The following is a 26,979-nucleotide window of genomic DNA, read 5'->3' as shown; positions in this document are numbered from 1 at the left end:
GAGGTCGAAGGAGGGGTGCGGTGCGTGTTCTCGGGGTGGACCCAGGGCTGACCCGGTGCGGGGTCGGTGTCGTCGAAGGGGTCGCCGGCCGCCCGCTCACGATGCGGGGCGTCGGCGTCGTCCGTACCCCCGCCGACGCCGACATCAGCCACCGTCTGGTCGCGATCGAGGCCGGCATAGAGGAGTGGCTCGACGCCCACAGCCCCGAACTGGTCGCCGTGGAGCGGGTGTTCAGCCAGCACAACGTCCGTACGGTGATGGGCACCGCCCAGGCCAGCGCGGTCGCCATGCTCTGCGCCGCCCGCCGCGGGATCCCCGTCGCCCTGCACACCCCCAGCGAGGTCAAGGCCGCCGTCACCGGCAGCGGCCGCGCCGACAAGGCGCAGGTCGGCGCGATGGTGACCCGGCTGCTGCGGCTCGACGCCCCGCCCAAGCCCGCCGACGCGGCGGACGCGCTCGCCCTCGCCATCTGTCACATCTGGCGCGCCCCCGCCCAGAACCGCCTCCACCAGGCGGTCGCCCAGCACGCCCGGAACGCCCAGCGCGCAGCGAAAGGCCGCACCTCATGATCGCGTTCGTCCGCGGACCCGTCGCCGCCCTCGCCCCGACGACCGTGGTGGTCGAGGTCGGCGGTGTCGGCATGGCCGTGCAGTGCACGCCCAACACCATCGCCGCCCTGAGGATCGGTCAGGAGGCCCGGCTGGCCACCTCGTTGGTGGTACGGGAGGACTCGCTCACCCTCTACGGCTTCGCGGACGACGACGAGCGCCAGGTCTTCGAGCTGCTCCAGACCGCCAGTGGCGTGGGCCCGCGGCTCGCCCAGGCGATGCTGGGTGTGCACAGCCCCGACGCGCTGCGCCTGGCCGTCTCCACCGGGGACGAGAAGGCGCTGACGGCCGTGCCCGGCATCGGCAAGAAGGGCGCGCAGAAACTCCTCCTCGAACTGAAGGACAAGCTGGGGCAGCCGCTCGGCACCGGCGCGGTCGTCGGCGCGCAGCGCGTCGCGGCGGGTCCGGCGCCGTGGACCGAGCAGCTCCACGCCGCCCTGATCGGCCTCGGCTACGCGGCCCGGGAGGCGGACGACGCGGTGACCGCGGTGACGCCGCAGGCGGAGGAGGCGATCGCCGCGGGCGGCTCCGCCCCGGTCCCCCAGCTCCTGAGAGCGGCTCTCCAGACCCTGAACCGCACGCGCTGACGGGCCCGCCGCGCGGGGCATTCCCCCGCCCCTTCCCGCACTGGGGCTCCGCGCCGGACCCCGGTCCTCAAACGCCGGACGGGCCGGTTTCCAGCCGGCGAAATGCCCGGGCAGCGGCCGCCCCTCACGCCACCACCACGCCCGCACCGACCACCGAGATAGGCAGACCACGTGAACTGGGACGACGAGACGGACACCGGCACCGCCGCCGAGCGGCTGGTCGCGCCCGCCGCCGACGGTGAGGACACCGCGGTCGAGGCCGCCCTGCGCCCCAAGGATCTGAGCGAGTTCGTGGGCCAGGAGAAGGTCCGCCAGCAGCTCGACCTCGTCCTCAAGGCGGCCCGCCAGCGCGGCGCCACCGCCGACCACGTCCTGCTCTCCGGCGCCCCCGGCCTCGGCAAGACCACCCTCTCCATGATCATCGCGGCCGAGATGGGCGCCCCGATCCGGATCACCTCCGGCCCCGCCATCCAGCACGCCGGAGACCTCGCGGCGATCCTCTCCTCCCTCCAGGAGGGAGAGGTCCTCTTCCTCGACGAGATCCACCGCATGTCCCGGCCCGCCGAGGAGATGCTCTACATGGCGATGGAGGACTTCCGGGTCGACGTCATCGTCGGCAAGGGCCCCGGCGCCACCGCCATCCCGCTGGAGCTGCCCCCCTTCACCCTGGTCGGCGCCACCACCCGGGCCGGACTGCTGCCGCCCCCGCTGCGCGACCGTTTCGGCTTCACCGCGCACATGGAGTTCTACGAGCCCGCCGAGCTCCAGCGCGTCATCCACCGCTCGGCCGGGCTGCTCGACGTCGAGATCGACACCGCCGGAGCCGCCGAGATCGCCGGCCGCTCCCGGGGCACGCCTCGTATCGCCAACCGCCTGCTGCGCCGCGTGCGGGACTACGCCCAGGTCAGGGCAGACGGCGTGATCACCCGAGAGATCGCGGCCGCCGCCCTCGGGGTGTACGAGGTCGACAGCCGCGGCCTCGACCGCCTGGACCGGGCCGTCCTGGAGGCCCTCCTCAAGCTCTTCGGCGGCGGCCCGGTCGGCCTGTCGACCCTCGCGGTGGCGGTGGGGGAGGAGCGCGAGACCGTCGAGGAGGTCGCCGAGCCCTTCCTCGTACGGGAAGGACTGCTCGCGCGTACGCCCCGTGGCCGGGTCGCCACCCCCGCGGCCTGGGCCCACCTGGGACTCGTGCCGCCGGGCCCGGCCGCGCCCGGAAGCGGACAACAGGGGCTGTTCGGCCCTTGACGGCGCGGAGACTCGCTGGGCCAGGAACCACGGTGCGATGCTGGGCGTTGTTCCATCGATGCGGACTCGCTTAGACTCCGCCGATGCCGCCCTTCCAGGTCGGCGTGCCCACCCCCGAAGACCAGGCCGCAATCCAGCGCGGTCGTGCGAAGGAATTTCCGTCCCGTGAATCTCCTGACTTTCCTCCCGTTCATCGTGCTCATCGGGGCCATGTTCCTGATGACCCGGTCCGCAAAGAAGAAGCAGCAGCAGGCCGCCCAGATGCGCGACCAGATGCAGCCCGGCACCGGCGTCCGCACCATCGGCGGCATGTACGCCACGGTCAAGGAGGTCAACGACGACACCGTCCTCCTTGAGCTGGCCCCCGCCGTGCACGCCGTCTTCGCCAAGAACGCCATCGGCGCGGTCCTGACCGACGACGAGTACAACCACATCGTCCACGGCGACGACCCGGCCAAGGACGACAGCCCGGTCGTCCCGGACGACGTCTCGTCGCTGACCGAGGGTGCCGACGCCGACACCGACACCGCCAAGCCGGACCTCACCAAGAAGTCCGACGACGCGGAGCCGAAGGGCGGCAAGGCCGACGGCGAGACCGACGCGAAGTAGCGGGGGCCGGGGACCGCGGCACCCACGGGTGCCCGCGGTCCCCGGAACGTGTCTACGTCTGCGGGGGCAGATCCCCACAACACTTCGTGGCCGCCCCGCGCACACCCGGCGCGGCGCGGTTGGACAGGGAGAAACGACAAGGTGGCAGCACCGAAGAAGGGCCGAGGGCCGGCGGGGGGACAGGGCAGGCCGGGGCGTGCCCTGGCTCTGATCCTGATCGCCATGGTCGCGCTCACCGGCGGGATGTTCTGGTCGGGTCACACCACGCCGCGTCTCGGCATTGACCTGGCCGGCGGTACGACGATCACGCTCAAGGCGGAGGCCGAAAAGGGCAAGGAAGACGCCGTCAACGAGACCAACATGAACACCGCGGTCGGCATCATCGAACGCCGTGTCAATGGTCTGGGTGTCTCCGAGGCCGAGGTCCAGACGCAGGGCAAAGAGCACATCATCGTCAACATCCCCAAGGGGACGAACTCCAAGCAGGCCCGTGAGCAGGTCGGTACCACCGCCCAGCTCTACTTCCGCCCTGTGTTGACGTACGCGCCCAGCGAGCCGGCGGCGAAGCCCTCCGGCAGCCCCAAGCCGTCGCCGAGCGCCTCCGCCTCCGACGGGAAGGGCACGGACGGCAAGGGCAAGTCGTCCGCCACCCCCTCGGCGAGCGCCACCACCCAGGGCCGTCCCGTCACCGACGGCCTGAAGAAGGCGCCCACGCCGAGCGCCACCGCCTCCGGCTCGCCGAAGGCCACCGAGACCCCCAAGGCCTCCACGCCGCCGGCCCCCGACGCCGCCACCGCCGCTCTCGAGAAGAAGTTCGCCGCGCTGAACTGCCTCGACCCCAAGCAGCGCTCCGCCGCCGGTCAGGACGTCAAGCCGACCGACACGATCGTCGCCTGCGGCAAGAACGGCATCGGGCAGTGGGAGAAGTACATCCTCGGCCCGGCCGAGGTGGACGGCAAGGACGTCGACGACGCCAAGGCCGCCATCGACGAGCGCGTCGGCCAGTGGATCGTCCAGATGGAGTTCACGGACGCCGGCGCCAAGAAGTTCCAGAAGATCACCGGCCGGCTCTCGCAGCAGCAGCCGCCGATGAACCAGTTCGCGATCGTCCTCGACGGCGAGGTCGTCTCGGCCCCCTCGGTCCGTACGACCCTCAGCGCCAACGCCGAGATCTCCGGCAGCTTCACCCAGGAGTCCGCACAGGACCTGGGCAACATCCTGTCGTACGGCGCCCTGCCGCTCTCCTTCAACGAGGAGAGCGTCACCACCGTGACCGCCGCCCTCGGCGGTGAGCAGCTGGAGGCCGGTCTGATCGCCGGCGCCATCGGTCTCGCCCTGGTGGTGATCTACCTGGTGGTCTACTACCGCGGCCTGTCGCTGATCGCCATCCTCAGCCTCCTCGCCTCGGCGGTGCTGACGTACACGCTGATGGCGCTGCTCGGTCCGGCCATCGGCTTCGCGCTGAACCTCCCGGCGGTCTGCGGCGCCATCGTCGCCATCGGTATCACCGCCGACTCGTTCATCGTGTACTTCGAGCGCATCCGGGACGAGGTCCGCGAGGGCCGCACGCTGCGCCCCGCCGTCGAGCGCGCCTGGCCGCGCGCCCGCCGCACGATCCTCGTCTCCGACTTCGTCTCCTTCCTCGCCGCGGCCGTGCTCTTCGTGGTCACCGTCGGCAAGGTGCAGGGCTTCGCGTTCACGCTCGGCCTGACGACCCTCCTCGACGTCGTCGTGGTGTTCCTCTTCACCAAGCCGATCATGACGCTGCTCGCCCGGACGAAGTTCTTCGGCAACGGTCACGCCTGGTCCGGTCTGGACCCGAAGCGGCTCGGCGCCCAGCCGCCGCTTCGCCGCTCCCGCCGTGTCTCCGCCCCCACCGACCCGAAGGAGGCGTGAGATGTCGAAGCTCGGCAATCTCGGCGCCCGGCTCCACCGCGGCGAGGTCGGCTACGACTTCGTCGGCAACCGCAAGTTCTGGTACGGCCTGTCCATCCTGATCACCATCACGGCCATCGTCGGCCTGGCGGTGCGCGGGCTGAACATGGGCATCGAGTTCCAGGGCGGCGCGGTCTTCACCACCGACCGGGTGACCGTCTCGGCCTCCCAGGCGGAGAAGTTCGCGGAAGAGGCCGCCGGCCACGACGCGATCGTCCAGGAGCTCGGTACCGGTGGCCTGCGTATCCAGGTCAGCAGCCTCAACACCGAGCAGGCCGACAAGGTCGAGGCCCAGCTCGTCCAGGACCTGAACCTCAAGGCCGGGGACATCAACTCCGAGCTGGTCGGTCCCAGCTGGGGTGAGCAGATCGCCAACAAGGCCTGGACCGGCCTCGGGATCTTCATGATCCTCGTGGTGATCTATCTGGCCATCGCCTTCGAATGGCGCATGGCGGTGGCCGCCCTGATCGCGCTGATCCACGACATCACCATCACGGTCGGTGTCTACGCCCTGGTCGGCTTCGAAGTCACGCCAGGTACGGTCATCGGTCTGCTGACGATCCTCGGTTACTCGCTGTACGACACAGTGGTCGTCTTCGACTCCCTCAAGGAGGGGACGAAGGACATCACCAAGCAGACCCGCTGGACCTACAGCGACATCGCCAACCGGTCGATCAACAGCACCCTGGTCCGCTCGGTCAACACCACCGTGGTGGCCCTGCTGCCCGTCGCCGGTCTGCTCTTCATCGGTGGCGGTGTCCTCGGCGCCGGCATGCTGAACGACATCTCGCTGTCGCTCTTCGTCGGCCTCGCCGCCGGTGCGTACTCCTCGATCTTCATCGCCACCCCGCTCGTCGCCGACCTCAAGGAGCGCGAGCCGGCGATGAAGGCGCTGCGCAAGCGCGTCATGGCCAAGCGGGCCTCCGCGGCCGCCAAGGGCGAGTCGCTGGACGGGCCGTCCGGCCCGGGCGACTTCGACCCGCTCCCGGTCGACGCCGCACCCGCCGGTGCCGTCGTCGGCCAGCGTGGCCGCCGCGGCCGTCCGACGGACAAGCGCCGATGACCGGAGGCACGCGGGAGCTCCTGCTCAGCCGGATCCGGGACGTCGCCGACTACCCGAAGCCCGGTGTGCTGTTCAAGGACATCACGCCGCTGCTCGCCGACCCGTCGGCGTTCACCGCCCTCACCGACGAGCTCGCCGCGCTGTGCGCCACGCACGGCGCCACGAAGATCGTCGGCCTGGAGGCGCGTGGCTTCATCCTGGCCGCGCCGGTCGCCGTCCGCGCCGGCCTGGGCTTCGTGCCCGTACGCAAGGCGGGCAAGCTCCCCGGGGCGACCCTGCGGCAGGCGTACGAGCTGGAGTACGGCACCGCCGAGATCGAGGTGCACGCCGAGGACCTGGACGCGGGCGACCGGGTCATGGTCATCGACGACGTCCTCGCCACCGGCGGCACCGCCGAGGCCTCGCTGGAGCTCGTCCGCCGGGCGGGCGCCGAGGTCGCGGGCGTCGCGGTCCTCATGGAGCTCGGTTTCCTGGCGGGCCGGGCCCGTCTGGAGCCCGCGCTGCGCGGTGCCCCGCTGGAGGCACTGATCACCATCTGACCGGTCCCCGCTCCCGGAGCTCACTCCGGTGGATGAGGGCCCGAACGGAACTGCGAAGGGCGTCCCGGAAGAACTCCGGGGCGCCCTTCCCGTTCCTCCGGGATCGGCGTCGAAGGAGACCCAGATCAAGGGAGCCTCCCTGATCCGCCGGGCCTGTCCGCCGGGCTGGGCCGACGGGCCTGACGGAGGCCGGGTCACGCGCGTGAGCACCGGGGCCACCGTGTCGATACCATGGGATGTCCGGGCTCGACCGGGGGACCCGGATCCGCACGAGGAGCGCTCTTGCCAGACGAGGCCCAGTCACTCTCCGCCGCGAAGCCCGACCCGCAGGCGCACAAGGCCGCGGCGGCTCCCGCCGCGCCCCAGAACAAGCCCGGGGAGCACCGGCCCACGCCGTCGGTGCCGGAGCGTGTCCAGGCCCCGGGACCGCCGCCGGTCACGGCGCCCAAGCCCGCGGCACCGGCCGTCGCCCGCTCGGGCGGGTCCTCCAACCGGGTCCGCGCCCGCCTCGCCCGGCTCGGCGTCCAGCGCTCGTCGCCGTACAACCCGGTCCTGGAGCCGCTGCTGCGGATCGTCCGCTCCAACGATCCCAAGATCGAGACGGCCACGCTCCGTCAGATCGAGCGCGCGTACCAGGTCGCCGAGCGCTGGCACCGCGGCCAGAAGCGCAAGAGCGGCGACCCGTACATCACCCATCCGCTCGCCGTCACCACCATCCTCGCCGAGCTTGGCATGGACCCGGCGACCCTGATGGCCGGTCTCCTGCACGACACCGTCGAGGACACCGAGTACGGCCTGGACACCCTGCGCCGCGACTTCGGCGACCAGGTCGCCCTCCTCGTCGACGGCGTCACCAAGCTCGACAAGGTCAAGTTCGGCGAGGCCGCCCAGGCCGAGACCGTGCGCAAGATGGTCGTCGCCATGGCCAAGGACCCGCGCGTCCTGGTCATCAAGCTCGCCGACCGGCTGCACAACATGCGCACGATGCGCTACCTCAAGCGGGAGAAGCAGGAGAAGAAGGCCCGCGAGACCCTGGAGATCTACGCCCCGCTGGCCCACCGGCTGGGCATGAACACCATCAAGTGGGAGCTGGAGGACCTCGCCTTCGCGATCCTCTACCCCAAGATGTACGACGAGATCGTCCGGCTCGTCGCCGAGCGCGCCCCCAAGCGCGACGAGTACCTCGCCATAGTGACCGACGAGGTCCAGTCCGACCTGCGCTCCGCCCGTATCAAGGCCACCGTCACCGGCCGGCCCAAGCACTACTACAGCGTCTACCAGAAGATGATCGTCCGCGGCCGGGACTTCGCGGAGATCTACGACCTGGTGGGCATCCGCGTCCTCGTCGACACCGTCCGGGACTGCTACGCCGCCCTCGGCACCGTCCACGCGCGATGGAACCCGGTCCCCGGCCGGTTCAAGGACTACATCGCGATGCCCAAGTTCAACATGTACCAGTCGCTCCACACGACGGTCATAGGGCCCAACGGCAAGCCGGTAGAGCTGCAGATCCGCACCTTCGACATGCACCGCCGCGCCGAGTACGGCATCGCCGCGCACTGGAAGTACAAGCAGGAGGCCGTCGCCGGCGCCTCCAAGGTGCGTACGGACGTGCCCCGCAAGAGCGGCGGCAAGGACGACCACCTCAACGACATGGCATGGCTGCGCCAGCTGCTCGACTGGCAGAAGGAGACCGAAGACCCCTCGGAGTTCCTGGAGTCGCTGCGCTTCGACCTCTCCCGCAACGAGGTCTTCGTCTTCACCCCCAAGGGCGATGTCATCGCGCTCCCGGCCGGGGCCACCCCGGTCGACTTCTCCTATGCGGTGCACACCGAGGTCGGCCACCGCACGATAGGCGCACGGGTCAACGGACGGCTCGTCCCGCTCGAATCGACCCTCGACAACGGCGACCTGGTCGAGGTCTTCACCTCCAAGGCACCCGGCGCCGGGCCGTCCCGCGACTGGCTGGGCTTCGTCAAGTCGCCGAGGGCTCGCAACAAGATCCGTGCGTGGTTCTCCAAGGAACGCCGCGACGAGGCGATCGAGCAGGGCAAGGACGCCATCGCGCGCGCCATGCGCAAGCAGAACCTGCCGATCCAGCGGATCCTCACCGGCGACTCGCTCGTCACCCTCGCCCACGAGATGCGCTACAGCGACATCTCCTCGCTGTACGCGGCGATCGGCGAGGGACACGTCACCGCGCAGAGCATCGTGCAGAAGCTGGTGCAGGCGCTCGGCGGCGAGGAGGCCGCCACCGAGGACATCGCCGAGACCGCCCCGCCGTCCCGCGGCCGCTCCAAGCGCCGCGCCAACGCCGACCCCGGTGTGGTCGTCAAGGGCGTCGAGGACGTCTGGGTGAAGCTGGCCCGCTGCTGCACGCCCGTGCCGGGCGACCCGATCATCGGCTTCGTCACCCGCGGCAGCGGCGTATCGGTTCACCGCGCCGACTGCGTCAACGTCGACTCCCTCTCCCAGCAGCCCGAGCGGATGCTGGACGTCGAGTGGGCGCCGACCCAGTCCTCGGTCTTCCTGGTCGCCATCCAGGTCGAGGCCCTCGACCGGTCCCGGCTGTTGTCGGACGTCACCCGCGTCCTGTCCGACCAGCACGTCAACATCCTCTCGGCGGCCGTGCAGACCTCCCGCGACCGGGTGGCCACCTCACGCTTCACCTTCGAGATGGGCGACCCGAAGCACCTCGGACACGTCCTGAAGGCCGTACGGGGCGTGGAGGGGGTGTACGACGTCTACCGGGTGACCTCGGCGCGCCGCCCGTAACCCGGCACACGAAAGGGCCCCCTGTACGTCACGGGGGGCCCTTCTCGTACCGGAAGCCGTACGGCGTCAGCCGCCGAACTCCTCCAGGCCCTTCAGCGCCTGGTCCAGCAGCGCCTGCCGGCCCTCGAGCTCCTTGGCGAGCTTGTCGGCCTTGGCGTCGTTGCCCGCCGAGCGGGCCGCGTCGATCTGCTTCTGCAGCTTGTCCACGGCGTCCTGGAGCTGGCCGGTCAGACCCGCGGCACGCGCGCGTGCCTCAGGGTTCGTACGACGCCACTCGGACTCCTCGGCCTCCTGCAGCGCGCGCTCGACGGCGTGCATCCGGCCCTCGACCTTGGAGCGAGCGTCCCGCGGCACGTGCCCGATGGCCTCCCAGCGCTCGTTGACAGCCCGGAAGGCCGCCCGGGCCGCCTTCAGGTCCGTCACCGGCACCAGCTTCTCGGCCTCGGCGGCGAGCTCCTCCTTGAGCTTGAGGTTCTCGATCTGCTCCGCGTCCCGCTCGGCGAAGACCTCGCTGCGCGCCGCGAAGAAGACGTCCTGGGCGCCGCGGAAGCGGTTCCACAGATCGTCCTCGTGCTCGCGCTGGGCGCGGCCCGCGGCCTTCCAGTCCGCCATCAGCTCGCGGTACCGGGCGGCCGTCGCACCCCAGTCGGTGGAGCTCGAGAGCGACTCGGCCTCCGCGACCAGCTTCTCCTTGGTCTTACGGGCCTCCTCGCGCTGCGCGTCCAGCGAGGCGAAGTGCGCCTTGCGGCGCTTGGAGAAGGCCGAGCGAGCGTGCGAGAAGCGGTGCCACAGCTCGTCGTCGGACTTCCGGTCGAGCCGGGGAAGGCCCTTCCAGGTGTCCACGAGCGCCCGCAGCCGCTCACCGGCCGCCCGCCACTGCTCGCTCTGCGCCAGCTCCTCCGCCTCGGCGACCAGCGCCTCCTTGGCGGACTTGGCCTCGTCGGCCTGCTTCGCCTTCTGCGCCTTGCGCTCCTCGCGGCGCGATTCCACGGTCTCGGCCAGTGCGTCCAGACGCTTGGCGAGCGCGGCGAGGTCGCCGACCGCGTGGTGCTCGTCCACCTGCTGACGCAGGTGCTCGATCGCGGTCGTGGCGTCCTTCGCCGACAGATCGGTGGTCTTCACCCGCCGTTCGAGGAGGCCGATCTCGACCACCAGTCCCTCGTACTTGCGCTCGAAGTAGGCCAGTGCCTCCTCTGGAGTGCCGGCCTGCCACGATCCGACGACCTTCTCGCCATCGGCTGTCCGCACGTACACGGTCCCCGTCTCGTCGACGCGGCCCCACGGGTCGCTGCTCACAGCGCCTCCTCCACATGATGCCGGTGAGGGGGCCCTCGCCCCCTGGGCATCGTCCACAGTTTCCGCGACGGGCCTCGCCCGCCCTCCACAGCGCGAATCGAACCCCGCGCTGCACAACGCCAATCTAGGCGACCGGCCGCCCGGCTGTCCGCTCCCAGCGCGACCGAAATTCAGCGGTTCACACCTTCCGGACAGCGGCCTTCTCGATGGTGACCGGCTTCTTGGGCGCGCCGTCCTTGGCGCCGCCCTCCACACCGCCCTTCGCCACGTCCCGGACGACCTTCAACCCGGCGGCGTCGATCGTGCCGAAGGGGGTGAACTGCGGAGGCAGCTTGGTGTCCTGGTAGACGAGGAAGAACTGGCTGCCGCCGGTGTTCGGCTGCATCGTGTTGGCCATGGCCACCGTTCCCGCCGGGAACGTCACCGAGCCGTCCGCGCCGGGCTTGCCGAGCGCGTTCAGGTTCTCGTCCGGGATGGTGTAGCCCGGGCCGCCGCTGCCGTCGCCCTTCGGGTCCCCGCACTGGAGCACGAAGATCCCGGCTGTGGTCAGGCGGTGGCACTTGGTCCCGTCGAAGTACTTCTTGTCGGCCAGGTGCTTGAACGAGTTCACCGTCCGCGGGGTCTTCGCCGCGTCCATCGTGATCGTGACGGCGCCCTGGTTCGTGGCGAGCGACATCGTGTACTTCGCCTTGCGGTCGACCGTCATCGCCGGCTCCGGCGACGCGCTCTCCGAGGGCGACGCGCTCGACGACGCCGCGTCGTCCGACGCCTTGTCCTCGCCGGTCAGCACGATCGATCCGTACACCGCGCCGCCCGAGGCCAGCACCACGGCCAGCGCGGCGGCGATGACCGTATTGCGGCGCTTGGCCTTCTTCTGTGCCTCGGCGCGGCGCCGCTGCTGCCGCTCGAACTTCTCCCTGGCGAGCTGCCGCCGCCGCTGATCGCTGCTGACCACCGGTTCTGCTCCTTGTCGGTCGTCTGTTCCTGTCCGGGACGGGTGTGCCCGTACCGTATACGGGTTGGCTGTGGGATGAGCCGCGCCGGTAGGCTCTGATCTGCATTCTTCCGCCGGACGACGACATCTAAGGACGATCGTGCTCATTGCCGGGTTCCCCGCCGGGGCCTGGGGGACCAACTGCTATCTGGTCGCCCCCGCCGCAGGCGAGGAGTGCGTGATCATCGACCCGGGCCACCAGGCCACCCAGGGAGTCGAGGAGACGCTCAAGAAGCATCGGCTCAAGCCCGTCGCGGTCGTGCTCACCCATGGCCACATCGACCATGTCGCCTCGGTCGTCCCGGTCTGCGGAGCCCATGACGTACCCGCCTGGATCCACCCCTCGGACCGGTACATGATGAGCGACCCGGAGAAGGCCCTCGGCCGCTCCTTCGGTACGCAGCTCATGGGCGAGCTGACCGTCGGGGAGCCGAACGACGTCAAGGAGCTGACCGACGGCGCCCAGCTGTCGCTCGCCGGCCTCGAATTCACCGTCGCCCACGCGCCCGGCCATACCAAGGGGTCGGTGACCTTCCAGATGCCCCAAGCGGCGGACGTCCCGTCCGTCTTCTTCTCGGGCGATCTGCTCTTCGCCGGCTCCATCGGACGCACCGACCTGCCCGGAGGTGACATGGACGAGATGCTCGCGTCGCTGGCCCGCGTGTGCCTGCCACTCGACGACTCGACCGTGGTCCTCTCCGGCCACGGCCCCCAGACGACCATCGGCCGTGAGCGCGCCACGAACCCCTATCTGCGGGACGTGGCCGCCGGCCTCGGGAGCCCCGCCGCTCCCCGACGAGGAATGTGACAAGAGTTTCCGTGAGCACCTTCAAGGCCCCCAAGGGCACCTACGACCTCATCCCGCCGTACTCGGCCACGTATCTCGCCGTCCGCGACGCCATCTCCGCGCCGCTGCGCGCCTCGGGCTACGGCTACATCGAGACCCCCGGCTTCGAGGACGTCGACCTCTTCGCCCGCGGTGTCGGTGAGTCCACCGACATCGTGACGAAGGAGATGTACACCCTCACCACGAAGGGCGGCGCCAACCTGGCGCTGCGCCCCGAGGGCACCGCCTCCGTGCTGCGCGCGGCGCTGGAGGCCAACATGCACAAGGCCGGCGGCTTGCCGGTCAAGCTCTGGTACTCCGGCTCGTACTACCGCTACGAGCGCCCGCAGAAGGGCCGCTACCGCCACTTCTCGCAGGTCGGCGCAGAGGCGATCGGCGCCGAGGACCCGGCGCTCGACGCCGAGCTGATCATCCTGGCCGATCAGGCGTACCGCACGCTCGGGCTGTCCAACTTCCGCATCCTGCTCAACTCGCTCGGCGACAAGCAGTGCCGCCCGGTCTACCGCGAGGCGCTCCAGGGTTTCCTGCGCGGCCTCGACCTCGACGAGGAGACCGTCCGCCGCATCGAGATCAACCCGCTGCGGGTCCTCGACGACAAGCGCGCCGAGGTGCAGAAGCAGCTGGTGGGCGCCCCGATGCTGCGCGACTACCTGTGCGACGACTGCAAGGCGTACCACGAGGAGGTACGTGAGCTGATCGGCGCGGCGGGCGTCGCCTTCGAGGACGACGAGAAGCTGGTGCGCGGCCTCGACTACTACACCCGCACCACCTTCGAGTTCGTCCACGACGGTCTGGGCTCCCAGTCCGCGGTGGGCGGTGGCGGTCGCTACGACGGCCTGTCCGAGATGATCGGCGGCCCGGCGCTGCCGTCCGTCGGCTGGGCGCTGGGCGTGGACCGTACGGTCCTGGCGCTCCAGGCCGAGGGCATCGAGCTCGACATCCCGGCCCCCACCAGCGTCTTCGCGGTGGCCCTCGGCGAAGAGGCCCGCAAGGTCCTCTTCGGCAAGGTCACCGAGCTGCGCAAGGAGGGCATCGCGGCCGACTTCTCGTACGGCGCGAAGGGCCTCAAGAGCCACATGAAGAACGCCAACCGCTCGGGAGCCCGCTTCACCCTCGTCGCGGGCGAGCGTGACCTCGCCGAGGGTGTCGTCCAGCTCAAGGACATGGAGTCCGGCGAGCAGGAGGCGGTCGCCCTGGAGCAGGTGACGGAGCGGCTGCGGGCGAAGCTCGGCTGACATCCCGTACGCGCGTGCGGGCGAAGGGGCCCCGGACCGGCCGGTCCGGGGCCCCTTCATGTCCGCCCTCCTGTCGCACCCGCGTCCGTCCTTATGTCCATCGAACGGCCGACGCACAAGGCTTTGCGGCAGAATGACCATGCCCAGGCCCCGAGTGATGGAACGGCGACATGACGAAAGCAGCGGTTGACGGCGTCTCCTCCGAAAGGGACGGAGGCGTCGGAGCGAGCCGGGCGCTCGCTTGGCTGCTCGTGATCACGGGCGCGGCGGGCCTGCTGGCCTCCTGGGTCATCACGATCGACAAGTTCAAGCTGCTCGAAGACCCGGGCTTCACCCCGGGATGCAGCATCAACCCGGTCGTGGCCTGCGGAAACATCATGAAGAGCGAGCAGGCGGAGGCCTTCGGCTTCCCCAACCCCATGCTCGGTCTGGTCACCTACGGGATGGTCATCGCGATCGGCATGGCCCTGGTCGCCGGGGCCCGGTTCCGCCGCTGGTACTGGCTCGGCCTCAACGCCGGCACCCTCTTCGGCGTCGGCTTCTGCGCCTGGCTGACGTACCAGTCCCTGTACGTGATCGGCTCGCTCTGCCTGTGGTGCTGCCTGGCCTGGGTCGCCACCATCGTCATGTTCTGGTACGTGACCTCGCACAACGTCCGCCGCGGGCTGCTGCCCGCCCCCGCCTGGCTGCGCCGCTTCCTGGACGAGTTCACCTGGGTCCTGCCTGTCCTGCACATCGGGATCATCGGCATGCTGATCCTTACGCGCTGGTGGGACTTCTGGACGAGCTGACCTCCTCCGACGACCGCCCTTTCGGCGTTGTCAGTGGGGTGACCTAGGCTTCAGGACGTGGAGCCCGACCTGTTTACCGCAGCCGCCGAAGAACGCCAGGAGAAGGACCCGTCCAGCAGCCCCCTGGCCGTACGGATGCGCCCGCGCACCCTGGACGAGGTCGTCGGCCAGCAGCATCTGCTCAGGCCGGGGTCCCCGCTGCGGCGCCTGGTCGGCGACGGCGCGGGCGGCCCCGCCGGGGCCTCCTCGGTGATCCTTTGGGGCCCGCCCGGCACGGGCAAGACCACCCTCGCCTACGTGGTCTCCAAGGCGACCAACAAACGCTTCGTCGAGCTCTCCGCGATCACCGCCGGCGTCAAGGAGGTCCGCGCGGTCATCGACGGGGCGCGGCGCGCGGCCGGCGGCTTCGGCAAAGACACCGTCCTCTTCCTCGACGAGATCCACCGCTTCAGCAAGGCCCAGCAGGACTCCCTGCTCCCGGCGGTGGAGAACCGCTGGGTGACGCTGATCGCCGCCACCACCGAGAACCCCTACTTCTCGGTGATCTCACCGCTGCTCTCCCGCTCCCTGCTGCTGACTCTGGAGCCGCTCACCGAGGACGACCTGCGCGGCCTGATGGCGCGGGCCCTCACCGATGAGCGCGGCCTCGGCGGCGCGGTCACCCTCACTGCGGACGCCGAGGGGCACCTGCTGCGGATCGCGGGCGGCGACGCCCGGCGGGCCCTGACCGCCCTGGAGGCGGCCGCGGGCGCGGCCATCGCCAAGGGCGAGCCGGAGATCTCCCTGGAGACGGTCGAGCAGACCGTCGACCGGGCGGCGGTGAAGTACGACCGGGACGGCGACCAGCACTACGACGTGGCCAGCGCCCTCATCAAGTCGATCCGCGGCTCGGACGTGGACGCGGCGCTGCACTACCTGTCCCGGATGATCGAGGCGGGGGAGGACCCGCGGTTCATCGCCCGCCGGCTGATGATCTCGGCGAGCGAGGACATCGGCCTGGCGGATCCGACGGCCCTGCCGACCGCGGTCGCCGCGGCCCAGGCTGTCGCCATGATCGGCTTCCCCGAGGCGGCGCTGACCCTCAGCCACGCCACCATCGCCCTCGCCCTGGCCCCGAAGTCGAACGCGGCGACCACCGCGATCGGCGCGGCCCTCGCAGATGTCCGGGCCGGTCTCGCGGGCCCGGTCCCGCCCCATCTGCGCGACGGCCACTACAAGGGCGCGGCCAAACTCGGCCACGCCCAGGGTTACGTCTACCCCCACGACGTCCCCGGCGCCATCGCCCCGCAGCAGTACGCCCCGGACGCGGTCCACGGCAAGCGCTACTACGAACCGACCCGCTACGGCGCGGAGGCCCGGTACGCGGACGTGGTGGAGAAGGTCCGCGAGCGCCTGAAGGGCGAGAGCGGCGGCTGAGCCGAGGTCAGTGCTGGGCCGCCTCGAAGAGGCGGTGCATCGCGCGGCGGAGTTCGCTCACGTCGCGTACGGGCTCCGGGAAGTCGAAGCGGGTGTCGAAGCAGTGGCCCGCTCCGTCGCTGAAGCGGATCCGCAGGCCGAAGCGGTCGAGCGCCAGCGGGACCACGTCCCGTACGGCCGTGCCCTGCGCCGCGCGGTCGCCGAGGAGGGTGCCCAGCTCGCGTACCTGGGGGCCGTGCGCCGCGTGGAGGTGCTGGAGCAGTTCGGTCTCGTGGGAGACCAGGGGGTCGGGTGCGGCCTGTGCGAAGGCCTCGGGGTCGACCTTCGCCGCGCCCCACAGGTCGTCGACGCTCGCCTCGCCCACCTCCAGGCGCAGCATCATCCGGCCGGGGCCGGCGTGCCCGGGCAGTGAGGTGAGCCAGCCGGAGATCCAGGCCCGGCCGCGGATACGGTGGGGGACGGAGACCGGGGCCACGTCGGTGAGCTCGAGCACGGCCGGCAGCTCGTCGTCCTGGGCGTGCGTGGCGGCCCGTACGGCCGGGGCGTCGGCCGGGAAGAGCAGGAAGACCTCGCCGTCCGGACCGACGGATCGGGTCTCGGGCATCAGCCGGTCGGAGCCGAAGGCCTCGGCCCCCGGAACGATCAGCACCGCGGAGCATGTACTCTGTACGAGAGTTCGTGTGCGCTCGGCTGCTGACGGCATCCGCGCGATTTCAAGTCCGCTGGGACGCGGCTGACCACGATCTGATCGGACCTCCGTCACGTGACCGGCGCGATGCACCACCTGGGCGCCGGCGTCGGCCCCATGGTTTTCCTGGGAGCCGGTGGTGCTGACCCCTGCGCTGGGGTCGGCCTTCTCCGTGTTGTCCGTGACGTGACTGGTGTTCCCCGGACGAGACATGCGATCTCCTTGAGTAAGGTGAGCCTAACCTAACCTACAACGGAGGTCTGGAGAACGTGCCTAACCAGTCGCGTCCCAAGGTCAAGAAGTCCCGTGCGCTCGGCATCGCGCTGACGCCGAAGGCCGTCAAGTACTTCGAGGCCCGCCCCTACCCGCCGGGCGAGCACGGCCGTGGCCGCAAGCAGAACTCGGACTACAAGGTCCGTCTGCTCGAGAAGCAGCGTCTGCGCGCCCAGTACGACATCAGCGAGCGCCAGATGGCCCGCGCCTACGACCGCGCCAAGAAGGCCGAGGGCAAGACGGGCGAGGCGCTGGTCGTCGAGCTCGAGCGTCGTCTCGACGCCCTGGTCCTGCGTTCGGGCATCGCCCGCACCATCTACCAGGCCCGCCAGATGGTCGTCCACGGCCACATCGAGGTCAACGGCGGCAAGGTCGACAAGCCGTCCTTCCGCGTCCGTCCCGACGACGTCGTGACGGTCCGCGAGCGCTCCCGCGAGAAGGCCCTGTTCCAGGTCGCCCGCGAGGGAGGCTTCGCCGCCGACGGTGAGACCCCGCGCTACCTGCAGGTCAACCTGAAGGCCCTGGCCTTCCGCCTCGACCGCGACCCGAACCGCAAGGAAATCCCGGTCATCTGCGACGAGCAGCTGGTCGTCGAGTACTACGCCCGCTGACGCAGGCGCAGTCACTTCGCGGTATCAGCCCGCCGTCTCCCCGCCGTTTCCGGTGGGGGAGCCGGCGGGCTTCCGCGTTCCCGGCGCGGGAACACGCCCCGGCGTCCCGCGGCCCGGCCCCGCGTCCGGTGTGCGCCGGGCGAGCGCCCGCTCCACCGCCGCGTCCGGCGAGAGCGCCCGCCCTTCCCGGACCGCTGCCGCGTACACCTCGGCTCCTAGCACCTCGCCCGCCTGCCGTTCGCACAGCGCCCGGGGCGCGTTGAAGGACTCCGAGCCGAACAACGGCAGGCCCACCGTGTCCCACACGGTCTCGGCCGCCCCCTGGAGCACGGCAGCCTCGGCGGGATCGCCCTCGCTCGCCGTCACCAGCGCGAGCAACTCGAACGCCAGCACAAGACCCACCAGGTCGTGAAAGGCGTGGTCGATGGCGATGCACTCACCGAGCAGCTCCCGCGCCTCGCCGTACGCGTCCCGCGTCCACGCCGCGTACGCCAGCACATACAGCGCGTACGCCCTGGTCCAGCGCTCGCCGTGGTCCTCGCAGACCTCCCGCGCTTCGGCGCAGAGCGCCACCGCGCCCTCCAGATCGCCCCGGAACACCAGCGCCATCCCAAGCTCGACCTGGGCCATCAGGACATTGCTGTTGAGCTCGCCCAACTCCCGGTAGGCGTCCAGGGTCTGCCGCAGCAGCTCCTCGGCCCGGGGCAGGTCGTCCGAGAGCAGCGCCAGGCAGCCCATGCGGTGCACGGCGTACGCCTCCGCGACCGCGTTCCCCGCGCCCCGGGCCCGCTCCCCGCACTCGTACAGCGCCCCGAGCGCCGCGGTCGGATCGCCCTGGAGGACCGCCACGTATCCGAGCACCCACAGCGCCTTCAGCCGGGCATCCTGATGGCCGGAATCCATCGCCAGCGCCCGCTCCAGCCAGTGGCGGCCCTCGGCGAGCCGCCCGCACCCGGCCCAGTAGAACCAGAGAGTCCCCGCCAGATACTGCGCCAGATGCGCATCCTCGGGGTGCTCCAGGCACAGGTCGAGCGCGGCCCGTAGATGCGGCAGCGCGCTCTCCGTACAGGCCGCCACCTCCGCCTGCCGGGGGCTGAACCATTCCAGCTCGCACCAGGTGGCAAGGCCCACGTACCAGTCGCGGTGGCGCCGGCGCATCCGCTCGGTGTCGCCGAGCGCCGCCAGCCACCCGGCGCCGTACGCCGCCACCGTGTCCAGCATCCGGAAGCGCGGGCCGGCCGGGCCGTCCTCCCGGCTCAGCAGGGACTGCGCGACCAGGCCCGACAGCACCCCCAGCACCTCGTCCGGCGCCAGCTCGGCGCCGCCGCAGACGTACTCCACCGCCTCCAGGTCGAAGGGGCCCGCGAAGACCGAGAGCCGTGCCCACAGGAGCCGTTCCTTGGGCGTGCACAGCTCATGGCTCCAGCCGATGGCCGTACGCAGCGTCCGATGCCGGGGCAGCTCACCGCGCGGCCCGTCGTCCAGCAGCCGGAACCGGTCGCCGAGCCGCTGGAGCACCTGCCCGACGGAGAGCACCGGCAGCCGGCCGGCCGCCAGCTCCAGCGCCAGCGGAATCCCCTCCAGGCGCCGGCACAGCTCCCGCACCTCCGCATCGCCGCCGGGCGGCGCCCCGAGCGAGGCGGCCCGCTCACCGAACAGCGCCACGGCGTCCCCCTCGCTCATCGGGGCGAGCGCGAAGACCGCCTCCCCGGCGATCCCTACGGGCCGGCGTCCCACCGCGAGCACCGTCAGACCCGGCGCCCGCCGCAGCAGCTCGCGCAGGAGCGGGGCGCACTCCTCCACCAGATGCTCGAAGCCGTCGACCACAAGCAGCAGTTGGCGCTCAGCCAGATGCTCCACGAGCATCTCGAGCGGCGGCCGCAGGGTGTGATCGGTCAACCCGACGGCCTCGGCCAGCGCGTGCGCCACCACCACCGGGTCCCGCAGCGCGGACAGCTCGGCCGGCCGGACCCCGTCGGCGTAGCGTTTCTGCGCGACCGCGGCGGCCCGCAGCGCCAGCCGTGTCTTACCGACCCCGCCCACCCCGACCACGGTGACCAGGCGGGCCCGCGTCAGCATCCGGCCCAGCTCGTCCAGCTCCGCCGCCCGGCCCACGAACCGGTTCAGCTCCGCCGGGAGATCGCTCCGTCGCATGGGACACGGAGCGTACTCACCCGGATCCGCTCCGTACAATCCGACCGCGTAACTCCTGCCCCACGGACCGTTAATGCGGTACGGCGGTGGACCGTGGGCGCGATAGGGTCGTAGGACGACTTTCGCAAGGCCCCAACGACAGCAGAGAGCGGTGCAGAGTGACCGGTGGAGAGGTTGCCGGGATCCTGGTGGCCGTCTTCTGGGCGATCTTGGTCTCCTTCCTCGCCGTGGTGCTGGTGAGGCTGGCCCAGACGCTCCGGGCGACCACCAAACTGGTGGCGGACGTGACAGAGCAGGCGGTTCCGCTGCTTGCCGACGCCTCGGCCGCCGTCCGCTCGGCGCAGACGCAGCTCGACAAGGTCGACGCCATCGCCTCGGACGTCCAGGAAGTCACCTCCAACGCCTCGGCGCTCTCCACCACCGTCGCCTCCACCTTCGGAGGCCCGCTGGTCAAGGTGGCCGCCTTCGGCTACGGCGTCCGCCGCGCCCTGAGCCGCGGCGGGGACGACGCGCCCGCGCGCCAGACCCGTCGTACCGTGATCGTCGGCCGCACCGTGCCCTCCGCCCGGCGCCGCAAGCAGAAGGGCTGACCGCGATGTTCCGCCGTACGTTCTGGTTCACCGCGGGCGCCGCGGCCGGTGTGTGGGCCACCACGAAGGTCAACCGCAAGCTCAGGCAGCTGACCCCCGAGAGCCTCGCGGCGCAGGCCGCGAACAAGGCGATCGAGACGGGTCACCGGCTCAAGGACTTCGCCCTCGACGTCCGCGCGGGAATGGTCCAGCGCGAGGCGGAGTTGGGTGAGGCACTGGGTCTGGAGGCCGCCCCGGCCGACCGGGAGCTCCCCGCACAGCGCGGGCGGGCCGCCCTCGGCAACACCCCGTACAACACCACGCATCCACATGCGCACCCGACGCGTTCGTACAACCGGAATGAGGACCACTGATGGAGTCGGCCGAAATTCGCCGCCGCTGGCTGAGCTTCTTCGAGGAGCGCGGGCACACCGTCGTCCCTTCGGCGTCGCTCATCGCGGACGACCCGACTCTGCTCCTCGTCCCCGCCGGCATGGTGCCCTTCAAGCCCTACTTCCTGGGCGAGGTCAAGCCGCCGTTCACGCGCGCCTCCAGCGTGCAGAAGTGCGTCCGTACGCCGGACATCGAAGAGGTCGGCAAGACCACCCGGCACGGCACGTTCTTCCAGATGTGCGGCAACTTCTCCTTCGGCGACTACTTCAAGGAAGGCGCCATCAAGCTCGCCTGGGAGCTGCTGACCACCTCGGTGGAGCACGGCGGCTACGGTCTTGAGCCGGAGAAGCTCTGGATCACCGTCTACCAGGACGACGACGAGGCCGAGACCATCTGGCGCGACGTCGTCGGCGTCCCCGCCGAGCGCATCCAGCGCCTGGGCAAGAAGGACAACTTCTGGTCCATGGGCGTCCCCGGCCCCTGCGGCCCCTGTTCCGAGATCAACTACGACCGCGGCCCCGAGTTCGGCGTCGAGGGCGGCCCGGCCGTCAACGACGAGCGGTACGTGGAGATCTGGAACCTTGTCTTCATGCAGTACGAGCGCGGCGCCGGTGACGGCAAGGAGGACTTCCCGATCCTGGGCGACCTCCCGGCCAAGAACATCGACACCGGCCTCGGCATGGAGCGCCTGGCGATGATCCTCCAGGGCGTACAGAACATGTACGAGACCGACACCCTCAAGGTCGTCATCGACAAGGCCACCGAGCTCACCGGTGTCTCCTACGGCAAGGCCCACGACAGCGACGTCTCGCTGCGTGTGGTCGCCGACCACATGCGTACGTCCGTGATGCTCATCGGCGACGGCGTCACCCCCGGCAACGAGGGCCGCGGCTATGTGCTGCGCCGCATCATGCGCCGCGCCGTCCGCAACATGCGCCTGCTCGGCGCCACCGGCCCGGTCGTCCAGGAACTCGTCGACGTCGTGATCAACACGATGGGCGAGCAGTACCCGGAGCTGGTCACCGACCGCAAGCGTATCGAGACCGTCGCCCTCGCCGAGGAGGCCGCGTTCCTCAAGGCCCTCAAGGGCGGCACCAACATCCTCGACACCGCCGTCACCGAGACCAAGGCCGCCGGCGGCACCGTCCTCTCCGGCGACAAGGCGTTCCTGCTCCACGACACCTGGGGCTTCCCGATCGACCTCACCCTGGAGATGGCCGCCGAGCAGGGCCTCTCCGTGGACGAGACCGGCTTCCGCCGCCTGATGCAGGAGCAGCGCGAGCGCGCCAAGGCCGACGCCAAGGCCAAGAAGACCGGCCACGCCGACGTCACCGCCTACCGCGAGATCGCCGACAGCAACGGCGCCACCGAGTTCACCGGCTACACCAACACCGAGGGCGAGACCACCGTCGTCGGTCTGCTGGTCAACGGCGTCCCCTCGCCGGCCGCCTCCGAGGGCGACGACGTCGAGGTCGTCCTCGACCGCTCGCCCTTCTACGCCGAGGGCGGCGGCCAGCTCGCCGACCAGGGCCGGATCAAGCTGCACAGCGGCGCCGTGATCACGGTCCGCGACGTCCAGCAGCCGGTCCCCGGTGTCTCCGTGCACAAGGGCTCGGTCCAGGTCGGCGAGGTGACCGTCGGCTCCACCGCCTACGCCACCATCGACGTCAAGCGCCGCCGCGCCATCGCCCGCGCCCACAGCGCCACGCACCTCACCCACCAGGCGCTGCGTGACGCGCTCGGCCCGACGGCCGCCCAGGCCGGTTCGGAGAACTCGCCCGGCCGCTTCCGCTTCGACTTCGGCTCGCCGAACGCCGTGCCCGGCACGGTCCTCACGGACGTCGAGCAGAAGATCAACGAGGTCCTCGCCCGGGAGCTCGACGTCCACGCCGAGATCATGTCGATCGACGAGGCCAAGCGTCAGGGCGCCATCGCCGAGTTCGGCGAGAAGTACGGCGAGCGGGTCCGGGTCGTCACCATCGGCGACTTCTCCAAGGAGCTGTGCGGCGGTACGCACGTCCACAACACCGCCCAGCTGGGTCTGGTGAAGCTGCTCGGCGAGTCGTCGATCGGTTCCGGCGTCCGCCGGGTCGAGGCCCTGGTCGGCGTCGACGCCTACAACTTCCTCGCCAAGGAGCACACGGTCGTCGCCCAGCTCCAGGAGCTGGTCAAGGGCCGTCCCGAGGAGCTGCCGGAGAAGATCTCCGCCATGCTCGGCAAGCTGAAGGACGCCGAGAAGGAGATCGAGAAGTTCCGGGCGGAGAAGGTCCTCCAGGCCGCCGCCGGGCTCGTCGACAGCGCCAAGGACATCCGTGGCGTGGCCCTGGTCACCGGCCAGGTCCCGGACGGCACCACCGCCGACGACCTGCGCAAGCTCGTCCTCGACGTCCGGGGCCGCATCCCCGGTGACCGCCCGGCCGTGGTCGCCCTCTTCACGACGGCCAACGGCCGTCCGCTGACGGTCATCGCCACCAACGAAGCCGCCCGCGAGCGCGGCCTCAAGGCCGGCGAGCTGGTCCGTACGGCCGCCAAGACCCTCGGCGGCGGCGGTGGCGGCAAGCCGGACGTCGCCCAGGGCGGCGGTCAGAACCCGGACGCCATCGGCGACGCCATCGTCGCCGTCGAGCGTCTCGTCGTGGAAACCGCGTGACGATGATGCGCCGAGGACGTCGTCTCGCGATCGACGTCGGGGACGCCCGGATCGGGGTCGCCTCGTGCGACCCCGACGGGGTCCTCGCCACGCCGGTGGAGACCGTGCCGGGACGCGACGTCCCGGCCGCCCACCGGCGGCTTCGCCAGATCGTCCAGGAGTACGAGCCGATCGAGGTCGTGGTCGGGCTGCCCCGCTCCCTCTCCGGGGGCGAGGGCCCGGCCGCGGTGAAGGTGCGCCTCTTCGCCCAGGAGATGGCCCGGGGCATCGCCCCCGTGCCCGTACGCCTGGTCGACGAGCGCATGACCACGGTGACGGCGAGTCAGGGCCTGCGCGCCTCTGGGGTGAAGTCGAAGAAGGGCCGGTCGGTCATCGATCAGGCCGCTGCTGTGATCATCCTTCAGAACGCTCTTGAGTCCGAACGGGTATCAGGTAATCCGCCCGGTGAGGGCGTCGAAGTGGTCATCTGATCGCGATACGGTAACGTTCCGCGCGATGCGGCAGTGTTCGAACAGCTGCCGCACTACGTAGAGGCGGACCGTCCGGAAGCCTCGCGGCCGTTTGGGGATCGATGACTGAGTATGGCCGGAGCCCCGGCTCCGAACCGTGGCATCCCGAGGACCCGCTGTTCGGGGACCAGGGATGGAGAGGTCAGCAGGCCGGCGGCCAGCAGCAGTACTACCAGCAGTCGGCCCCACAGCAGTCGCAGCCGCAGCAGTCGGCGCAGTACGGCACCTCCCAGGAGGTGTACGGGCAGAGCTACGGCGGCCAGCAGCAGTACACCGATCCTCAGTACACCGATCCTCAGTACGCCGACCCGCAGTACGGCGGGCAGACGTACGACACGTCCGGCTTCCCCGGGCAGCAGTACGACGGCGGCTGGGAGACCGGCCAGCAGGCCGCGATGCCCTACGCCGCGCCGGCCCCCGACCCGTACGCCGACGGGCAGGGCCCCGACCTCTACGGCACCCTGGAGGCGTACCCGCCGCCGCAGCCGCCGGCCCGCCGCCCGGCCGAGCCCGAACCCCAGACCGACTGGGACGCGCAGGCGCAGGAGGAGGAGAAGCACCCCTTCTTCACCGGCGACGGCGCGGACGACGGCGACGGCCGTGACGACGAGCCGGGCTCCCGCTCCTCACGCGGCGGCGGCCGGGACCGGCGCGGCAAGGGCAAGGGCAAGAAGAAGAGCAAGAACGGCATCGCCTGCCTGGTCGTCGCGGCGGTCCTGGTCGGCGGCGTCGGCGGTGTCGCCTACTTCGGCTACCAGTTCTGGCAGGGCCAGTTCGGTGCCGCACCGGACTTCGTGGGCGAAGGCAGCGGATCCGTCGAGGTGGAGATCCCCAAGGGCGCCGGCGGCTACGACATCGGCAACATCCTGAAGAAGGCCGGCGTCGTCAAGAGCGTCGACGCCTTCGTCTCCGCCCAGGCGCAGAACCCCAAGGGCTCGTCCATCCAGGACGGCGTCTACACGCTGAAGAAGGGCATGTCCGCCGCGCGCGCGGTCGACCTGATGCTCAATCCGGCGAGCCGGGCGAACTTCATCATCCCCGAGGGCAAACGCAACGGCTGGGTGTACGCCGAGATCGACAAGCGGCTCGCCCTCAAGAAGGGCACCACCGAAGGCGTCGCCAAGGCGCAGGCGAACGAACTCGGGCTGCCGGACTGGGCCAAGGGCCACAAGGACGTCAAGGATCCGCTGGAAGGATTCCTCTTCCCGTCCAGCTACCCGGTCGCCAAGGGCAACAAGCCCGAGGACGTCCTGCGCAAGATGGTCGCCCGGGCCAACGACGAGTACGGCAAGCTCGACCTGGAGGCGAAGTCCAAGGAGCTCGGGCTCAAGGGACCGTGGGAACTGATCACGGTCGCGAGCCTCGTGCAGGTCGAGGGCAAGTACAAGCACGACTTCGACAAGGTCGCGCGGGTCGTCTACAACCGCCTCAAGCCGAACAACGTCGAGACGGTCGGCCGGATGGAGTTCGACTCCACGGTCAACTACATCAAGAACGAGAGCACGCTCGACGTCGGTTCGGTGGCGGACCTCCGTAGGATCAAGGACCCGTACAACACCTACGACATCAAGGGCCTGACCCCCGGACCGATCAGCAACCCCGGTCTCGAGGCCGTCAAGTCCGCGATGAACCCCACGCCTGGTCCCTGGTACTACTTCGTCTCCATCAACGAGAACAAGACGGTGTTCTCGGTGACGAACGAAGAGCACAACCAGAACGTGGCGGAATACGAGAAGGAACGGAAGAAGTCCGGCCAGTGAGTACGAAGTCCCGGGCGGCCGTGCTCGGCTCGCCCATCGCCCACTCGCTCTCCCCGGTGCTCCACCGGGCCGCGTACGAGGCGCTCGGCCTCGCCCACTGGTCCTACGACCGTTTCGAGGTGGACGAGGCCAGGCTCCCCGGGTTCTTCGCGGAGCTGGACGAGACCTGGGCGGGCTTCTCGCTCACCATGCCGCTCAAGCGCGCCGTCATCCCGCTGCTCGACGAGGTCAGCGCGACGGCCGCCGCGGTCGAGGCGGTCAACACGGTCGTCTTCACGGACGACGGACGGCGGGTCGGCGACAACACCGACATCCCCGGCATGATCGCCGCGCTCGCCGAGCGGGGCGTCGAGAAGGTCGAGTCCGCCGCGATCCTCGGCGCCGGCGCCACGGCCTCCTCCGCGCTCGCCGCGCTCTCCCGGATCTGCACCGGACCGGTCAGCGCCTACGTACGCAGCGAGACCCGCGCCGCCGAGATGCGCGGCTGGGGAGAGCGGCTCGGCCTGGAGGTCCGTACGGCCGACTGGTCCGACGCCGCCGAAGCCTTCGCGTATCCGCTGGTCGTCGCCACCACCCCGGCCGGCACCACCGACCCGCTGGCCGCCGCCGTGCCCGCCTCGCCCGGCACGCTGTTCGACGTCCTGTACGACCCGTGGCCGACGGCTCTCGCCGCGTCCTGGTCCGCGCGGGGCGGCGCCGTCGTCGGCGGCCTGGACCTTCTGGTGCACCAGGCGGTGCTCCAGGTGGAGCAGATGACCGGGATCGTCCCGGCCCCCCTCGCCGCGATGCGGGCGGCGGGCGAACGCGCCCTGGCCGACCGGCCACACGCCGAAGGCCACCCGACCGGGGAGTGAGGCACCGGTCCACGCGAGCGTCCGATAGCTGGACCGCCGATCAGGTCCACGGCCCGGACGTGGGAGGATCGGGGGTGGCGGGCCAGGGCCGCGCTCCCCCTAGCTTCGCTGGGGGTGCCCCCAGGTCGCGCCGTGCAGTGCCAGGCGCGAGCATGAGGAGCATCGTTGAGCAGGTTGCGTTGGCTGACCGCTGGGGAATCCCACGGACCCGCGCTGGTCGCGACGCTGGAGGGTCTTCCCGCCGGTGTCCCGGTCACCACGGAGATGGTGGCGGACCACCTCGCGCGGCGGCGCCTCGGCTATGGGCGCGGCGCGCGGATGAAGTTCGAGCAGGACGAGGTGACCTTCCTGGGCGGCGTCCGGCACGGTCTCTCCCTCGGCTCCCCGGTGGCCGTGATGGTCGGCAACACCGAGTGGCCCAAGTGGGAGAAGGTGATGTCGGCCGACCCGGTCGACCCCGCCGAGCTGAAGGAGACGGGGCGCAACGCCCCCCTCACCCGGCCCCGCCCCGGCCACGCCGACCTGGCGGGCATGCAGAAGTACGGTTTCGACGAGGCGCGCCCGGTGCTTGAGCGGGC

At 70.8% G+C, this 26,979-nt stretch carries 24 protein-coding genes; 20 read left to right on the top strand and 4 right to left on the bottom strand.

What is annotated here, in order from left to right; translation table 11 throughout:
* The first annotated feature begins 20 nt into the window (after positions 1 to 20).
* From ruvC to IEZ01_RS21250, 8 genes are all read left to right on the top strand, one after another.
* Entirely contained in the window at positions 21 to 569 is a 549-nt protein-coding gene (gene ruvC / locus IEZ01_RS21285) for a crossover junction endodeoxyribonuclease RuvC (RefSeq protein WP_189203216.1), read from the top strand.
* Entirely contained in the window at positions 566 to 1,195 is a 630-nt protein-coding gene (gene ruvA, locus IEZ01_RS21280; protein WP_019884858.1) for a Holliday junction branch migration protein RuvA, read from the top strand. The genes ruvC and ruvA overlap by 4 nt, the downstream gene beginning before the upstream one ends.
* Before the next feature lie 171 nt (positions 1,196 to 1,366).
* Positions 1,367 to 2,440: a Holliday junction branch migration DNA helicase RuvB gene (gene ruvB, locus IEZ01_RS21275; protein WP_019884857.1), complete on the top strand. Its 1,074-nt coding sequence runs from the start codon at positions 1,367 to 1,369 to the stop codon at positions 2,438 to 2,440.
* A 165-nt stretch (positions 2,441 to 2,605) separates the two neighbouring features.
* Complete coding sequence (yajC, locus tag IEZ01_RS21270) at positions 2,606 to 3,049, top strand: preprotein translocase subunit YajC (protein ID WP_019884856.1); 444 nt, start codon at positions 2,606 to 2,608, stop codon at positions 3,047 to 3,049.
* A gap of 141 nt (positions 3,050 to 3,190) precedes the next feature.
* Positions 3,191 to 4,945 carry a protein translocase subunit SecD gene (secD, locus tag IEZ01_RS21265; RefSeq protein ID WP_028797316.1) on the top strand — a complete coding sequence of 585 codons (1,755 nt, stop codon included), beginning with the start codon at positions 3,191 to 3,193 and terminating at the stop codon, positions 4,943 to 4,945.
* A gap of 1 nt (position 4,946) precedes the next feature.
* Complete coding sequence (gene secF / locus IEZ01_RS21260) at positions 4,947 to 6,047, top strand: protein translocase subunit SecF (RefSeq protein ID WP_019884854.1); 1,101 nt, start codon at positions 4,947 to 4,949, stop codon at positions 6,045 to 6,047.
* Entirely contained in the window at positions 6,044 to 6,586 is a 543-nt protein-coding gene (locus IEZ01_RS21255; protein ID WP_189203214.1) for an adenine phosphoribosyltransferase, read from the top strand. The genes secF and IEZ01_RS21255 overlap by 4 nt, the downstream gene beginning before the upstream one ends.
* Before the next feature lie 282 nt (positions 6,587 to 6,868).
* A complete protein-coding gene (locus IEZ01_RS21250; protein WP_019884852.1) occupies positions 6,869 to 9,361 on the top strand; it encodes a RelA/SpoT family protein in 2,493 nt (830 codons plus the stop codon).
* 66 nt (positions 9,362 to 9,427) lie between these two features.
* Here the strand turns inward: IEZ01_RS21250 and IEZ01_RS21245 are convergent, their stop codons facing one another.
* Together IEZ01_RS21245 and IEZ01_RS21240 are read right to left on the bottom strand one after the other, a co-directional pair.
* Positions 9,428 to 10,657: a DUF349 domain-containing protein gene (locus IEZ01_RS21245; RefSeq protein ID WP_189203212.1), complete on the bottom strand. Its 1,230-nt coding sequence runs from the start codon at positions 10,655 to 10,657 to the stop codon at positions 9,428 to 9,430.
* A 178-nt stretch (positions 10,658 to 10,835) separates the two neighbouring features.
* A complete protein-coding gene (locus IEZ01_RS21240) occupies positions 10,836 to 11,612 on the bottom strand; it encodes a peptidylprolyl isomerase (protein WP_019884850.1) in 777 nt (258 codons plus the stop codon).
* A 139-nt stretch (positions 11,613 to 11,751) separates the two neighbouring features.
* Here IEZ01_RS21240 and IEZ01_RS21235 point away from each other — a divergent pair, with 139 nt between their 5' ends.
* The 4 genes from IEZ01_RS21235 to IEZ01_RS21220 all read left to right on the top strand — a co-directional run bounded on the left by IEZ01_RS21235 (position 11,752) and on the right by IEZ01_RS21220 (position 15,940).
* Complete coding sequence (locus IEZ01_RS21235; RefSeq protein WP_189203210.1) at positions 11,752 to 12,459, top strand: MBL fold metallo-hydrolase; 708 nt, start codon at positions 11,752 to 11,754, stop codon at positions 12,457 to 12,459.
* 11 nt (positions 12,460 to 12,470) lie between these two features.
* Entirely contained in the window at positions 12,471 to 13,733 is a 1,263-nt protein-coding gene (gene hisS, locus IEZ01_RS21230; protein WP_189203208.1) for a histidine--tRNA ligase, read from the top strand.
* A 170-nt stretch (positions 13,734 to 13,903) separates the two neighbouring features.
* The gene (locus IEZ01_RS21225) at positions 13,904 to 14,524 is read left to right on the top strand and encodes a vitamin K epoxide reductase family protein (RefSeq protein ID WP_019884846.1); all 621 of its coding nucleotides are present in this window, start codon (positions 13,904 to 13,906) and stop codon (positions 14,522 to 14,524) included.
* Between the two features lie 57 nt (positions 14,525 to 14,581).
* Entirely contained in the window at positions 14,582 to 15,940 is a 1,359-nt protein-coding gene (locus IEZ01_RS21220) for a replication-associated recombination protein A (RefSeq protein ID WP_019884845.1), read from the top strand.
* 7 nt (positions 15,941 to 15,947) lie between these two features.
* Here the strand turns inward: IEZ01_RS21220 and IEZ01_RS21215 are convergent, their stop codons facing one another.
* Complete coding sequence (locus IEZ01_RS21215; protein ID WP_189203206.1) at positions 15,948 to 16,643, bottom strand: DUF2470 domain-containing protein; 696 nt, start codon at positions 16,641 to 16,643, stop codon at positions 15,948 to 15,950.
* Between the two features lie 254 nt (positions 16,644 to 16,897).
* Here IEZ01_RS21215 and rpsD point away from each other — a divergent pair, with 254 nt between their 5' ends.
* Positions 16,898 to 17,512, top strand: a complete 615-nt coding sequence (gene rpsD / locus IEZ01_RS21210; RefSeq protein WP_019884843.1) for a 30S ribosomal protein S4 — start codon at positions 16,898 to 16,900, stop codon at positions 17,510 to 17,512.
* A 24-nt stretch (positions 17,513 to 17,536) separates the two neighbouring features.
* Here the strand turns inward: rpsD and IEZ01_RS21205 are convergent, their stop codons facing one another.
* Positions 17,537 to 19,666, bottom strand: a complete 2,130-nt coding sequence (locus IEZ01_RS21205; protein ID WP_189203204.1) for an ATP-binding protein — start codon at positions 19,664 to 19,666, stop codon at positions 17,537 to 17,539.
* A 158-nt stretch (positions 19,667 to 19,824) separates the two neighbouring features.
* Between IEZ01_RS21205 and IEZ01_RS21200 the strand changes: the two genes are divergently transcribed.
* The 7 genes from IEZ01_RS21200 to IEZ01_RS21170 form a co-directional block, all read left to right on the top strand.
* Complete coding sequence (locus tag IEZ01_RS21200; protein WP_028797314.1) at positions 19,825 to 20,256, top strand: DUF948 domain-containing protein; 432 nt, start codon at positions 19,825 to 19,827, stop codon at positions 20,254 to 20,256.
* A 5-nt stretch (positions 20,257 to 20,261) separates the two neighbouring features.
* Complete coding sequence (locus IEZ01_RS21195) at positions 20,262 to 20,609, top strand: DUF6167 family protein (protein ID WP_019884840.1); 348 nt, start codon at positions 20,262 to 20,264, stop codon at positions 20,607 to 20,609.
* Positions 20,609 to 23,278: an alanine--tRNA ligase gene (gene alaS / locus IEZ01_RS21190; protein ID WP_189203202.1), complete on the top strand. Its 2,670-nt coding sequence runs from the start codon at positions 20,609 to 20,611 to the stop codon at positions 23,276 to 23,278. The genes IEZ01_RS21195 and alaS overlap by 1 nt, the downstream gene beginning before the upstream one ends.
* 2 nt (positions 23,279 to 23,280) lie before the next feature.
* A complete protein-coding gene (gene ruvX, locus IEZ01_RS21185; RefSeq protein WP_189203279.1) occupies positions 23,281 to 23,748 on the top strand; it encodes a Holliday junction resolvase RuvX in 468 nt (155 codons plus the stop codon).
* 101 nt (positions 23,749 to 23,849) lie between these two features.
* Complete coding sequence (gene mltG, locus IEZ01_RS21180; protein ID WP_189203200.1) at positions 23,850 to 25,547, top strand: endolytic transglycosylase MltG; 1,698 nt, start codon at positions 23,850 to 23,852, stop codon at positions 25,545 to 25,547.
* Positions 25,544 to 26,401 carry a shikimate dehydrogenase gene (locus IEZ01_RS21175; protein ID WP_019884833.1) on the top strand — a complete coding sequence of 286 codons (858 nt, stop codon included), beginning with the start codon at positions 25,544 to 25,546 and terminating at the stop codon, positions 26,399 to 26,401. The genes mltG and IEZ01_RS21175 overlap by 4 nt, the downstream gene beginning before the upstream one ends.
* A 165-nt stretch (positions 26,402 to 26,566) precedes the next feature.
* On the top strand, positions 26,567 to 26,979 hold a 413-nt coding region (locus tag IEZ01_RS21170), incomplete at its 3' end, for a chorismate synthase (protein ID WP_189203198.1).

The sequence above is a fragment of the Streptomyces purpureus genome (genome assembly GCF_014648195.1).
Taxonomy (GTDB): domain Bacteria; phylum Actinomycetota; class Actinomycetes; order Streptomycetales; family Streptomycetaceae; genus Streptomyces; species Streptomyces purpureus.
Note: the sequence above shows the minus strand (reverse complement) of the source record. Positions and strands in the feature narration are given on the sequence as shown.